At 71.6% G+C, this 13,338-nt stretch carries 10 protein-coding genes; 6 read left to right on the top strand and 4 right to left on the bottom strand.

Features of this window, described 5'->3' with window-relative positions; genetic code table 11:
- Positions 1-27: 27 nt before the first annotated feature.
- Positions 28-2,457: a transglycosylase domain-containing protein gene (locus tag ACFYX4_RS05750; protein ID WP_389326294.1), complete on the bottom strand. Its 2,430-nt coding sequence runs from the start codon at positions 2,455-2,457 to the stop codon at positions 28-30.
- Between the two features lie 246 nt (positions 2,458-2,703).
- Between ACFYX4_RS05750 and ACFYX4_RS05745 the strand changes: the two genes are divergently transcribed.
- The 4 genes from ACFYX4_RS05745 to ACFYX4_RS05730 all read left to right on the top strand — a co-directional run bounded on the left by ACFYX4_RS05745 (position 2,704) and on the right by ACFYX4_RS05730 (position 6,207).
- Complete coding sequence (locus tag ACFYX4_RS05745; protein ID WP_389326291.1) at positions 2,704-3,504, top strand: ABC transporter permease; 801 nt, start codon at positions 2,704-2,706, stop codon at positions 3,502-3,504.
- A 61-nt stretch (positions 3,505-3,565) separates the two neighbouring features.
- Positions 3,566-4,381: an ABC transporter permease gene (locus ACFYX4_RS05740; RefSeq protein WP_389326780.1), complete on the top strand. Its 816-nt coding sequence runs from the start codon at positions 3,566-3,568 to the stop codon at positions 4,379-4,381.
- A gap of 14 nt (positions 4,382-4,395) precedes the next feature.
- Positions 4,396-5,433 (top strand): ATP-binding cassette domain-containing protein, encoded by a 1,038-nt coding sequence (locus ACFYX4_RS05735; protein ID WP_389326777.1) that lies wholly within the window; start codon positions 4,396-4,398, stop codon positions 5,431-5,433.
- Positions 5,434-5,466: 33 nt separating this feature from the next.
- Positions 5,467-6,207 (top strand): DUF1707 domain-containing protein, encoded by a 741-nt coding sequence (locus ACFYX4_RS05730; protein ID WP_389326288.1) that lies wholly within the window; start codon positions 5,467-5,469, stop codon positions 6,205-6,207.
- Between the two features lie 133 nt (positions 6,208-6,340).
- Here ACFYX4_RS05730 and ACFYX4_RS05725 read toward each other — a convergent pair whose 3' ends face one another.
- A complete protein-coding gene (locus tag ACFYX4_RS05725; protein ID WP_389326285.1) occupies positions 6,341-7,708 on the bottom strand; it encodes an SGNH/GDSL hydrolase family protein in 1,368 nt (455 codons plus the stop codon).
- Positions 7,709-7,894: 186 nt separating this feature from the next.
- Here ACFYX4_RS05725 and ACFYX4_RS05720 point away from each other — a divergent pair, with 186 nt between their 5' ends.
- Together ACFYX4_RS05720 and ACFYX4_RS05715 are read left to right on the top strand one after the other, a co-directional pair.
- Entirely contained in the window at positions 7,895-9,280 is a 1,386-nt protein-coding gene (locus tag ACFYX4_RS05720; RefSeq protein WP_389326282.1) for a DUF445 domain-containing protein, read from the top strand.
- Between the two features lie 248 nt (positions 9,281-9,528).
- On the top strand, positions 9,529-11,097 hold the full coding sequence (locus tag ACFYX4_RS05715) for an MFS transporter (RefSeq protein WP_389326279.1): 1,569 nt from the start codon (positions 9,529-9,531) through the stop codon (positions 11,095-11,097).
- Positions 11,098-11,100: 3 nt separating this feature from the next.
- Here ACFYX4_RS05715 and ACFYX4_RS05710 read toward each other — a convergent pair whose 3' ends face one another.
- Together ACFYX4_RS05710 and ACFYX4_RS05705 are read right to left on the bottom strand one after the other, a co-directional pair.
- On the bottom strand, positions 11,101-12,603 hold the full coding sequence (locus ACFYX4_RS05710) for an alginate lyase family protein (RefSeq protein ID WP_389326774.1): 1,503 nt from the start codon (positions 12,601-12,603) through the stop codon (positions 11,101-11,103).
- Positions 12,604-12,775: 172 nt separating this feature from the next.
- Positions 12,776-13,225 carry a hypothetical protein gene (locus tag ACFYX4_RS05705; RefSeq protein ID WP_389326276.1) on the bottom strand — a complete coding sequence of 150 codons (450 nt, stop codon included), beginning with the start codon at positions 13,223-13,225 and terminating at the stop codon, positions 12,776-12,778.
- Between the last annotated feature and the right edge of the window lie 113 nt (positions 13,226-13,338).

The following is a 13,338-nucleotide window of genomic DNA, read 5'->3' as shown; positions in this document are numbered from 1 at the left end:
GCAGCGGTCACTGAGAGGCGTGGGCGCTCACTGCTCCAGCGCTCTGCGGGCGGCCAGCTGAGGCCCGGTGCCGCCCGGCGTGCCCGGTGTGCCTCCGTCGGTGGCGGCTCCGCCGTCCGTGGCCGTGCCGCCGTCGGCACCCGTATCGCCGGTCGCGCCGCCGTCGGTGGTCTCCCCGGTCGCCCCGCCGTCCGAGGCGTTCCCGGTGGCGCCGTCGCTGGTGGCGCCGCTCGTGGCCGTGCCGCCGTCGGTCGTGCCCTGGCTCGTGCCGCCGCCGGTCGTCGGGCTGCCGCCGGTCGTGCCGCCGTCCGTGGTGGGGGTGCCGGTGCTGGGCCGGTCCGTGGAGGGGTCCTCCTGCTGGTCCTGGGTGGTCTCCTCCTGCGAGGGCAGGACGGGCGTGTAGGCCGACTCCGTGGAGCCCTCCTGGACTTCGAGGTCGAAGTCGGTCTCCGGGGTGCCCTTCAGGGCCTCCTTGGTGAACTGCGCCCAGATCTCCGTGGGCGCGCCGCCGCCGTTGACGCGCTTCAGGCCCATCGCGCCGTAGAGCGACTTGTGGGCGGCGGTGACCGGGTCCTGGCCCATCACGGCGACGACCGTGGCGAGGTCGGGGGTGTAGCCGGCGAACCAGGCGGCGGTGTCCTCCTCGGCGGTGCCGGTCTTGCCGGCGGCCGGGCGGCCCGCGTTCAGCGCCTCGGTCGCGGTGCCCCGCTGGACGACGCTGCGCAGCACCGAGGTGGTGGTGTCGGCGGCCTCGCGGGTGACGGCCTGCGTGGTCTTGCGCTTGGGCAGTTCGAGGTCCGTGCCGTCCTTCGTGACCTTCTCGATCATGGTGTACGTGCCGTGCTTGCCGTGGTTGGCGAGCGTCGCGTACGCCTCCGCCATGTCCAGGACGCTGGCGGTGGCCACGCCGAGGGCGACCGACGGGTACGGCTGGAGCTCGGGGGTGTCGGCGGGCAGGCCGAGGTCGATCGCGGTCTGCTTGACGTCGTCGGGGCCGACGTCGACGGCCAGTTGCGCGTACACGGAGTTCACGGACTTGTCGGTGGCCTCGCGCACGCTGATGTCGCCGTAGTCGACGTCGTCCTCGTTCGCGGGGTTGTAGGGGCCGCCGCTCCAGCCCTGCACGGGGCGCTTGTTGCTGCCGTCGTAGACGGTGTTGGGGTTGATCCGGCGGCCGTCCTGGGTGGAGGAGTCGTTCTGGACGGCCGAGGTGAACACGAACGGCTTGAAGGTGGAGCCGACCTGGAAGTCCCGGCGGGTGGCGTTGTTGGTGTACTGCTTGACGTAGTCGACGCCGCCGTACATCGCGAGGACCTTGCCGGTCTTGGGGTCGACGGCGGCCCCGCCCGCGCGGACGTAGTTGTCGACCTTGCGCTTCTTCTTGTCGAGCTTGGACATCAACTGGTCGTCGACGGCGTCGACGAAGGCGTCCTGCTTCTTCTTCTGGAGCGTGGTGGTGATGCGGTAGCCGCCCGCGTCGAGGGCGTTCTCGTCGACGACCCTGCTCTGGATCAGCTGGTCCTTGATGGCGCGCACGATGTAGCCGCGCTGGCCGGACATGCCGGTGTCGGCGCCGCTCTCCTCCCGCGGGGTGGGGAACTTCATCCCGGTGCGCTCGGACTCCTTCAGCCAGCCCTTGTCGACCATGCCGTCCAGGACGTAGTTCCAGCGGGATTCGGCGGCCTTCTGGTTCTCGGGGTGGGCGGTCACGTCGTACTGGCTGGGGGCGTTGACGAGTGCGGCCAGGTAGGCGCCCTGGGCGGCGGTGAGCTCGGTGGCGTCGATGCCGTAGTAGGCCTGGGCGGCGGCCTGGATGCCGTAGGCGTTGCGGCCGAAGAAGCTGGTGTTGAGGTAGCCCTCCAGGATCTCGTCCTTGGAGGTCTCGCGGTCCAGCTTGATCGCGATGAAGAACTCCTTCACCTTGCGGGTGACGGTCTGCTCCTGGGCGAGGTAGTAGTTCTTCACGTACTGCTGGGTGATGGTGGAGCCGGACTGCTTGCCCTTGCCCAGGGCGGTGTTCCAGCCGGCCCGCAGCATCGCCTTGGGGTCGACGGCGGACTCGGTGTAGAAGTCGCGGTCCTCGGCGGCCAGCACGGCGTGCTGGGCCTCCTTGGAGATCTGCGCGAGGGTGACGTTCTCGCGGTTGACCTCGCCGTCACGGGCGATCTCGGTGCCGTCCGCGTACAGGTAGACGTTGCTCTGCTTGGTGGCGAGCGCGTTGGCCGGCGGGATCTTCACCATGGAGTAGCCGAGGAAGAACAGGGCGGCCAGGACCATCGTGCAGATGACGAAGGCGCCGAGCACCATCCGCCAGGTGGGCAGCAGGCGGCGCCAGCCGGTGCGCTTGGGCCGCTTCGGCTTCTTCCCCTCTCCCGGCTGTCCCGGCTCTGCCGCCTCGGGCTCTGCGGGGGCCGCCCAGCCCTCGGTCGGCTGCTTCGGCTGCGGATCGTCGCTCATGCGTTGCTCGGACTCCTGTTTCGCGTCGTACGTTTTCCCGTACGCCTCGTGCGCGTTTTGCGCCCCCTGTTGAAGACTCTCGCACCAACCGTTCCGTTCCCGGCAATCGGCACGCGTTGTGCGACGCGGTGTGCGATGCGTCGCTCCGGAAAACGCGTGGCACGCCGTCGTGCGCGCGCACTAGGCTCCTGCGCTTCGGTGTCAGGCGGGACGGGCGGGTCGGCCCGGGGCGGGAGGACGGTTGCCTTGGGTGCGGTGCGGTTGTACGCCGCCGTCGCAGCGGGCGGTTTTCGACGGTACGCGACGTACCGGACGGCCACGGCCGCGGGGGTGTTCACCAACACCGTCTTCGGTCTGATCCTGGTCTACACGTATCTGGCGTTGTGGGACGAGCGGCCCCAGCTCGGCGGCTACGACCAGGCGCAGGCCGTCACCTTCGTGTGGCTGGGCCAGGCGCTGTACGCGACGCTGGCGATCCAGGGCGGCGGTTTCGAGGCCGAGTTCATGGAACGGGTGCGCACCGGGGACGTGGCCGTCGATCTGTACCGGCCGGCCGATCTCCAACTGTGGTGGCTGGCCAACGACTTGGGGCGGGCGTTGTTCCAGCTGCTGGGGCGCGGGGTGATCCCCTTCGCCTTCGGGGCGCTCGTCTTCCCCACGGCGCTGCCGACCGACCCGGGGCTGTGGGCGGCCTTCCTCGTGGCGGTCGTGCTCGCGATGGTGGTCAGCTTCGGCATCCGCTACCTGGTGGCGCTCAGCGGGTTCTGGCTGCTGGACGGCACGGGCGCGCTCCAGGCGATGATGATCCTGGGGATCTTCTGCTCGGGCATGACGCTGCCGCTGAACGCCGTCCCCGGCCCGCTGGGCGAGGTCGTGCGGGTGCTGCCGTGGGCGGCGCAGCTCCAGATGCCCGCGGATGTGCTGATGGGCGAGGCCGACTGGCTGTACGTCTTCTCCTTCCAGGCGGCTTGGGCGGTGGCGCTGCTGGCGGCGGGCCGCCTGGTGCAGGCGGCGGCGACCCGGCGGGTGGTGGTCCAGGGTGGGTGAGGGAAGCCGCGCGCCGGGTGGGGGAAGCCGCTTGCCGGATGAGGGGAGCCGCTTGCCGGGTATGGGCGGCCGGGTGGCCGAAGGGCTGCGGGCCTACCGGCTGATCGCCGGGATGTGGATCCGCTCCACGCTCGCCTACCGGGCGTCGTTCGCGATGACGGTGTTCGGCGGCCTGGTGGTGACCGGGCTCGACTTCGTCGCGATCCTGCTGATGTTCTCGCAGGTCGACGTCCTCGGCGGCTACACGCTGCCCGAGGTCGCCCTGCTGTACGGCCTGTCGGCGACCAGCTTCGGCTGCGCGGACCTCACGATCGGCTCGGCGTACCGGCTGGGCACCCGCGTGCGGGACGGCACGCTCGACACGCTGCTGGTGCGGCCGGCGCCGGTGCTGGTCCAGGTCGCGGCGGACCGCTTCGCGCTGCGCCGGATCGGCCGCGTCGCCCAGGGGGCGCTGGTGCTGGGCTACGCGCTGACCGCCGTCGACGTGCAGTGGACGCCGGTCAAGGTGCTGCTGGTGCCGATGATGGTGGTCTGCGGCGGGGCGATCTTCGCGGCGGTGTTCGTGGCGGGCGCGGCCTTCCAGTTCGTCGCGCGGGACGCGACGGAGGTGCAGGCGGCGTTCACGTACGGCGGTCAGACGCTGTTGCAGTATCCGCCGACCGTGTTCGGCAAGGAGCTGGTGCGCGGGGTGACGTTCCTGTTGCCGCTGGCCTTCGTCAACTGGGTTCCCGCCGCCTACCTGTTGGGGCGGCCGTATCCGCTGGGACTGCCCGAAGGGGCCGCGTTCGCACCGCCGTTGGTGGCGGTGGCGTGCTGCGCGCTCGCGGGGCTGGCCTGGCGGGCGGGGCTGCGGTCGTATCGAAGCACGGGGAGTTGAGGACGCTCATGGACATGAACACGGGCACGGGCGCGGGCGCGGCGGAGTCGGTGGACTCAGCGGGCTCGGCGGAATCGGCGTTCATCGAGGTGGACCGGATCGAGAAGGTCTTCGACGTGCGCAAGAAGACGGGTTTCCTGAAGCGGGAGCTGCGGCGGGTGCGGGCGGTCGACTCGATCTCCTTCACCGTGGCGCGCGGCGAGATGGTCGGCTACATCGGCCCGAACGGCGCGGGGAAGTCGACCACGATCAAGATGCTGACCGGGATCCTGGTGCCGAGCGGGGGCCGGGTGCGGGTGGCGGGGATCGACCCCTCGCGCGAGCGCGGCCGGCTGGCCTACCGCATAGGGGTGGTGTTCGGTCAGCGGACGACCCTGTGGTGGGACCTCCCGCTGATCGACTCCTACCGGCTGGCGCACCGCATGTACCGCATCCCGGACGCCCGTTACCGCGAGAACCTCGACCGGCTCGTCGAACTCCTCGACCTGGGCGAGCTGTTGGACGTGCCGGTGCGGCAACTGTCGCTGGGGCAGCGGATGCGCGGCGACATCGCGGCGGCGCTGCTGCACGACCCGGAGGTGCTCTACCTCGACGAGCCGACGATCGGCCTGGACGTCGTCTCCAAGGCCAAGGTGCGTGAGTTCCTGCGGGAGTTGAACAGTGAACGCGGCACGACGGTCCTGCTCACCACCCATGACCTCCAGGACATCGAGCAGTTGTGCTCCCGGGTGATGGTCATCGACCACGGACGCATGATGTACGACGGGCCGCTCACCGGTCTGCACGAGGCGGGGGAGAGCGAACGGACCCTGGTGGTCGACCTGGAGCGCGAGCTGCCGCCGATCGACGCGCCGGCGCCGGCCCGGGTCGTACGGGTGGAGGGGCCACGCCAGTGGCTGGCGTTCCCGGCGTCGGAGTCGGCCGCGCCGCTGGTGGCGCGGATCGCGGCGGAGTACCCGCTGGTGGACCTCTCGGTGCGGGAGCCGGACATCGAGGCGGTGATCGCCAAGATGCTGCACTCGCTGGGCGACGGCACCCGCGCGATCACGTAGTGTCCGCCGCCCGGAACTCGTAGGCTGCTGTCCATGACCGAGGATGCTCCGGAGCTGCGCGCTTCCGACGCCGATCGTGAACGAGTCGCCGAGGTCCTGCGGGACGCCCTCGCGGAGGGCCGCCTCGACATGACGGAGTTCGAGGAACGGCTGGACGCGACCTACCGGGCGCGGACCTACGGCGAGCTCACGCCGATCACCCGCGATCTGCCGGACGCCGCGGGCGCCGCCCTCGCGCCCCGGGTGTCGATGAGCAAGGACCCGGCGGAGCCAGGGAGTTGGGGCGGGCGGGTCGTCGGCGGCGAGGGCACGTCGAGGTGGGGCGTCGCCGTGATGTCCGGCTTCCAGCGCAAGGGCCGGTGGACGGTCCCGCGGCGCTTCAACAGCTTCGCCTTCTGGGGCGGCGGGGAGATCGACCTGCGCGAGGCGGACTTCGCGGCCGAGGAGGTCGTCCTCAACTGCGTGGCGATCATGGGCGGGGTGAACGTCGTGGTGCCGCCGGGTGTGGAGGTCGTGGTGCGGGGCCTCGGCATCATGGGCGGTTTCGACCACAGCGAGGCGGGCGTGCCGGCGGAGCGGGGCGCTCCGCGCGTGGTGGTGACGGGCTTCGCGTTCTGGGGCGGCGTGGGGATCGAACGCAAGCGCAGGAAGGGCGCCAAGGCCGCCAAGCTCGGCAAGGCGGGCAAGGGCGGAAAGGATCGACTGGAGGGGTCAGCCGGGAATCGGGAACTGGACGAGGGACGGCGGGACGAACGCCGCCACTGGGAGCACTGACCCGACGCGGGTACGGGTGTGCCGGCGCTGATGCCGGTGCACCGGTGCTGATGCTGTCCCCGCCCCCGCCCCCGCCCCCGCCCCCGCCCCCGGCCCCCGCCCGCGCCCGCGCCCCCGCCCCCGGCGCACCTCGTCACAGCCGGGCCGGCGCCGCCCCCTCCAGCTGCTCCAGCTCGACGGCCTGCGCCATCCGCCGGTACCCCGCGTCACTCGGATGCAGGCCGTCCCCCGAGTCGTACTCCGCCCTCAGACTCCGCGGGTCGTAGGGATCGCGCAGCGCCTCGTCGAGGTCGACGAGCTCGTCGAAGACGGTGCCCGACCGGAGCTCGGCGTTCACCCGCTGCCGTACGCGTTCCCGCGCGTCCGAGTGGGAGGGGTGCCCCCGGAAAGGCATGAGGGTGGCGCCGACGGCCTTGACGCCGTGGGCGTGGGCGCTGCTCACCAGCGTGCGCAGCCCGGCGACGATGGCGTCCGCGTCGTTGCCGGACGGGTGGCGCAGGATGTCGTTGACGCCGAGGTCGATCACGACGACCTTGACGTGGGGACGGCCGAGGACGTCCCGGGCGAAACGTTTGACCCCGGCGGCGTTGCCCGCGGCCCGGCCGCCGTCGGCCAGGACCCGGTTGCCGCTGATGCCCGCGTTGACGACGCCGTAGCGGGGCGCGTCCCGGCCGTCGGAGGCGGCGTCGCGCAGCCGGTCGGACAGCACGTCGGGCCAGCGGCGGTCGGCGTCCATGGTGGAGGTGATGCCGTCGGTGAGGGAGTCGCCGAAGGCGACCACGGTGCCGTCGGCCTCGCCGCTGAGGACGTCCAGGGCGGTGAGGTAGCGCCACGAGCCGCTCTCCCCGGTGTACGCGTCCCCCGTCACGTCCTCGGTGCGCTCACCGGCGGCGACATAGCTGGTGCTGCGGGCGTAGGGGTGGTGGGTGACCGGGCCCGAGGACGTCGGCGTGTAGGTGCTGACGAGCATGTCGGCGTCGCGCGGGACGACGAGGGCGACGGCGTCGCTGACGGTGTGCCCGCCCGCCGGCACGACGACCGTGGGCAACCCGCCGAAGGTGAGCCGGCGCAGGGTGCCCTCGGCCGCCGCCGGCGCGTCGTCGTCGGCTGCGACGGCGAGGGTGGCGGCGGTGACGTTCAGCGGCCGGGTGCCGTAGAGATTGGACAGCGTGACGCGGGCACTCGTCCCTCCGACGCTGGTGTGGACGACGTTGCGCACCGTGCGCCCCGCCATGCCGGCCGCCTCGGTGCCCGGCTCGCCGGACACGGGGGCGGCGGCCCAGGTGCCGACCCAGATCCCGGTGGAGGCGGGGGCGGCGGCAGCGGCGGAGTCGTACGGGGAGAGGGGCGCGGCGAGGGTGTCCTCGTCGCGGCCGTCCCCGGCTTCGACGCCCATGTAGATGACGGCGGAAAGGATCACGACCACGGCGAGGAGGGCGGCCAGCAGGGCGTTGGGCCGGGTGGGGGACACCCCCGCGTCCTCGGGGTGACGCTCGGTCATGCGGGTGTGTTTCTCCTCGGGCGGGGGAGCGTCGAGGCTCCCGGCAACATGCAGGAGGTCACCGTCGATCCCCCCGACTGACAGACGAAGGGAACTCTTGTTCCGTTCCGGGAGTCGGTCAAGTTGGGAGAATGTCGATGTGTGGGACGTGAGGGACGACGTGGGGCACCAGGACGGGTGGAGCGGATGGACGGCACGGAAGCGGACGAGAAGCTGAAGGCAGCGTCGGCGTCGGCGTCGGCGTCGGCGACGGCGGCGAAGGCGAACGCGTCGGGGCCGAGGCCGCCCGGGAAGGCGGCGGCGCGTGCCATGACCGTCTTCAGCGCGGCCGACGAGGAGCGCAGCCGCGGCGTGCGCCGGATGAAGATCACCGCGACCGGACTGCTGCTGTTCGTGGCCGTGGTCTACGTCCTCGCCGAGTGGGCCTCGCACCAGGGCGCCGGCGCCTGGGCCGGGTATGTGGCGGCGGCGGCCGAGGCGGGCATGGTCGGCGCGCTCGCCGACTGGTTCGCCGTCACCGCCCTCTTCCGCCACCCCCTGGGCCTGCCCATCCCGCACACGGCGATCATCCCCACCAAGAAGGACCAGCTGGGCGTCTCCCTGGGCGAGTTCGTCGGCGAGAACTTCCTCTCCGAGGACGTCGTGCGCCAGCGGCTGCGCGCCGTCGGTATCGGCAGCCGGCTGGGGGCCTGGCTGGCGGAGCCGGGCAACGCCGACCGGGTGACGGCGGAGCTGGCGACCGCCCTGCGGGGCGCGTTGACGGTGCTGCGCGACTCCGATGTGCAGGCGGTGGTCGGCGAGGCGATCACGCGCCGCGCCGACGCCCAGGAGATCGGCCCCGGCATGGGGAAGATGCTGGAGAGGATCGTCGCGGACGGCGGCCACCGGCGCGCCGTCGACCTGGTGGTCTCCCGGGCGCACGACTGGCTGGTGCTGCACGCCGACTCCGTGATGGACGCGGTCCAGGGCGGCGCGCCCGGCTGGACCCCGCGGTTCGTCGACAAGAAGGTCGGCGAGCGCGTCTACAAGGAGCTGCTGCGGTTCTGCGCGGAGATGCGGGACATGCCCTCCCACCCGGCCCGGGGCGCCCTCGACCGCTTCCTCACCGACTTCGCCTCCGACCTCCAGTCCGACGGCGACACACGCGCGCGTGTGGAGCGGCTGAAGGGCGAGGTGCTGGGCCGGGGCGAGGTGCAGGACCTCATCGCGTCGGCCTGGACCGCCGTACGGTCCATGATCGTCGCCGCGGCGGAGGACGAGCGCAGCGAGCTGCGCCTGCGAGTGCGGGCCTCGCTCCTCTCCCTGGGCGCGCGGATGGCCGAGGAGCCCAAGGTGCAGGAGAAGGTGGACAGCTGGGTCGAGGGCGCGGCGGTGCACGTCGTGACGACGTACCAGCGCCAGATCACCTCCCTGATCACCGACACGGTCGCCGGCTGGGACGCCGAACACACCACCCGCAAGATCGAGGCCCACATCGGCCGGGACCTCCAGTTCATCCGCATCAACGGCACGGTGGTGGGCTCGCTGGCGGGCCTGGTGATCTACACGGTGTCGAGGGGCTTCGGAGCGTGAACCTCTTTTCCGGTGCCTTGAAGGCGCCGGTGGCTCAACTCAGCCCGTCTGGGGGTCCCCCCTCTGGGGGAGCTTGAGGACGAGGCCCGAAGGGCCGAAGCGGGGGTCTGGGGGCGGCAGCCCCCAGAGAGCCCGGCACCAACACCGAGCACCTCACAAGCAGAGGCCACCTCACCCAACCCCCACCCGGCCTAAAGCGGCAGCGCAGGGGCACAAGCGAAGGGGTCCGCTCGACGTGGAGGGAGCCCATGGCCACCGCAGAGGCCCAGACCGGCCGAACCATCACCACCGACATCCCCGCCCGCCTGGACCGCCTCCCCTGGTCCCGCTGGCACTGGACGATCGTGTTCGGCCTCGGCACCGTGTGGATCCTCGACGGCCTGGAGGTCACGGTCGTCGGCAACATCGCGAGCCGGCTGTCCGAGCCGGGCAGCGGTCTGCCGATCACCTCCGGCCAGGTCACGGGCCTCGCCGCCGCGCTGTACGTGGCGGGCGCCTGCATCGGCGCGCTCTTCTGGGGCCGGCTGACCGACCGCTGGGGCCGCAAGAAGCTCTTCATGATCACGCTCGCGGTGTACCTGGCGGCCACCGCCCTGACCGCGGTCTCCTTCGACACCTGGTGGTTCCTCCTCTTCCGCTTCCTCACCGGCTTCGGCATCGGCGGCGAGTACGCGGCGATCAACTCGGCGATCGACGAGCTGATCCCGGCGGAGTACCGGGGCCGGGTCGACCTGATGATCAACGGCAGTTTCTGGCTGGGCGCGGTCGGCGGTTCGCTGCTGTCGATCGTCGCGCTGAACACGGACCTCTTCGCGGCGGACGTCGGCTGGCGGCTCACCTTCGCGCTGGGCGCCGTACTCGCCCTGGTCATCCTCCTCGTACGGCGGCACGTCCCGGAGAGCCCGCGCTGGCTGCTGATCCACGGCCGGGACGACGAGGCGGAGCGGATCGTCTCCGGCATCGAACGGCAGGTGGAGGAGGAGCGGGGCGAGCCGCTGCCGCCGGCCGAGGGCGAGCTCACCATCCACCAGCGCCGCAGCGTGTCCTTCGTGGAGATCGGCCGCACGGTGTTCTCCGACTACCGCCGCCGGGCCGTCCTCGGCTTCTCCCTCTTCATCGGCCAGGCGTTCCTGTACAACGCGATCACCTTCGGCTTCGGCGCGATCCTGACCACGTTCTTCGACGTCCCGACCGGCGACACCGGCTACTTCTTCGCCGTCATCGCCCTCGGCAACTTCTTCGGCCCGATGCTGCTGGGCAAGCTGTTCGACACGGTGGGCCGCCGGGTGATGATCTCGTCGACGTACCTGCTGTCCGGCCTGCTCCTGTTCGGCACGGCCTGGCTGTTCGACCGGGGCTCGCTGAGCGCGGCCACGCTGACGGCGTGCTGGTGCGCGGTGCTGTTCTTCGCCTCGGCGGGCGCCTCCAGCGCCTACCTCACGGTCTCCGAGGTCTTCCCGATGGAGACCCGGGCGATGTCGATCGCCTTCTTCTACGCCATCGGCACCGCCGCCGGCGGCATCAGCGGCCCCCTGCTGTTCGCGGACCTCACCGGCACGGGCGAGGTCGGCGACACGGTCCTGGCGTTCCAGATCGGCGCGGGTCTGATGTGCGCGGCGGGTCTGGTCGCCGCGTTCCTGGCGGTCAACGCGGAACGGCGTTCCCTGGAGGACATCGCCGAGCCGCTCACGGCGAAGGCGACGGGGTCGGGGTCGGGGTCGGAGTCGGGTACGAGTATGGGAACGGGGTCGGGCAAGGAGACGGGGTCAGGGAAGGGGACGGGGTCGGGGAAGGGGACGGAGACGACGTCGTCCTGACGATCACTCGCCGCGGGCGTCCCGCTTCCGGCGTCGTAGCAGCAGCAGGCCGCCCGCGAGGGCGGTGACGCCGGTGGCGGCGCTCCAGGCGACGGCGTCGGAGGAGCCGGTGGCGGCGAGATCGCCGGCCTTGCCGGCCGCAGCCGCCCCCGAACCCGAAGGGGATGCCGAAGCCGAAGCGGGGGCCGAACCCGAAGTCGATGCCGAAGCCGAAGCGGAGGCCGAACCCGAAGTCGATGCCGAAGCCGAAGTGGGGGCCGAACCCGAAGTCGATGCGGACGGCGCTGGAGAACCCCCCACCCCCGCAATCCCCCGCTCCCGAGTGAACGCCAGCGTCCCGAAGCCCAGTTGGTCGTACCCGCCGCTGTTGGGGCCGTAGTCGCCGCCACCGCCCTCGGGGGAGGCCTTGGCGGCGATGCGCGTGAGGTAGGGGGCGGACAGTCCCCGGCGCTTGGTGTAGTGGTTGGTGATCATCGCCCAGATGGGCCGGGTCATCGTGGGGTCGACGGCGGCGGCGTCGGAGGCGGTCTCCGTCCCCGACCACCCCCCGATCGCGCCCTTCTTCCGGGTGTTCGCCGTGTAGGGCACGTCCCCGCCGAGGCTCCACTTCGCCACGTACTGGGCCCCCTTGAGGAACCGGCTGTCGTCATGGCCGTACAGGTCGATGCCCTGGTTCCAGGCCATCTCGCAGACGGTGCCCATGAGTCCGACGCCGAGCAGGGCGTGCCCCTGGTCCCGGCCGGCCTCCAGCCACTCGCCGAGGCCGTCGTCGTGCACGACGGGAACGGCGTTCCTGACCGAGCCGAGCCCGGCCCCGTTCTTGAAGTACTCGACGGCCTGTTCCACCCGTCTGTCGTCGTCACAGAAGACGCCGGTGGCGAGGACGCAGGCGAGGGCGGCGAGGTCCCAGTTGGGCCAGTAGTTGGTGACGACCGCGTTGTTGTGGTGCGTGAGGAAGCTTTCGCTGAGCGGCGCGAAGACGGACGTCAGCATCTTCTGGAAGCGTTCGAGCTCGAAGTCGGGCCGGTCGCGGACGAGTTCGGCGGCGTTGGCGATCTGGTAGCCGTACAGTCCGGCAGCGAGGAACCGGTCGGCGGAGCCCGCAAGCGAAGTGAGCTTCGCCGACCAGGCGTTGAGAATGGCGACGGCGGTCTCGGCGTGCGCTTCGTCGCCGCCGACGTGGTAGCGCAGGCCGTTCTGGTAGGCGGCGTGGACGTCGTTGTAGAGGATCGCGTAGTTCTGCGGACTGCCCGCGCCGCGATAGACGGTGGCCTGCGGGTTGGCCGTCCAGCCGCTCTGCGCATGCCGGTTGGCGGTGAGCTCGGCGAACCCGGCGGCATAGGGCGCGGCGCCGGCCTTCACCTTGGCGGCCATGCGGTCCAGGTCGGCGCGGGTGTGCAGCAGCCCGGGGTGCGCGTAGGCGGGGCCGGCCGCGGCGGCGGGCGCGGCGGCGGCGAGGTGCACCACCCCGACGCCGGCGGCGGTCGCTCCGGTGGCCTTCAGCATGCTGCGGCGGCTGATCTCTCGTGTCACGGGCTTCGTACCTCGACGTCTTGACTCGCTTGCCTGGCGGGGACGTCGAGGAGACGGGCGAGGAAGATCTCGATAACAGAAACTCGCTGGAGGCGGGTTCGGGAGTTGCGGCGGAGGCGGCTCCAGAAGCGCGGCGAAGGCGGTCTCAGGCCCCCGTAGTCGACCCCGGCCGGACGATCATCAGGACCGTCACCGTCGCCCACAGCAGGTTGAACACCCCGGTGAACATGCCGAGTCGCACGGTCGTCTCGCGCGTACCGCCGCCCTCCAGCAGCACCTCCTGCCGGGGCAGCACGAGCACGACGAGGACGATCGCCGCCAGCACGGTCAGCCCGGTCGACACGATCAGCCAGGCGTCGCCCATCACCCCCATCGCGCTCGCCGTGGCGAACCCGAGCACGGGAACGGCGATGCCGACGCCGGCGTAGACCCGGCAGATCCGGTGCAGCAACTGGACGGTCCCGGTGGCGCGCACGTCGTCGGGCGCGTCCAGGGCGCGGCGTGCGGCGGGCGGGAACATGCTGGCCGCGACGGTGACGGGACCGATGGCGACGATCGCGGCGAGGACATGGAGAGCGAGGAGGAACTTGGTCACGGGCAGACGGTAGACGCACGGCGGAACCCGGAGAAGCGGCGAGAATGCCACGCCTCGACGGATTCTCGCCACAGCATCTGACCGGCCCCGTACCTGCCGCATCCGCAATATCT

This window comes from Streptomyces sp. NPDC002328 (assembly GCF_042890065.1).
Lineage (GTDB): Bacteria > Actinomycetota > Actinomycetes > Streptomycetales > Streptomycetaceae > Streptomyces.
This window is presented reverse-complemented; position numbering and strand designations above follow the sequence as displayed.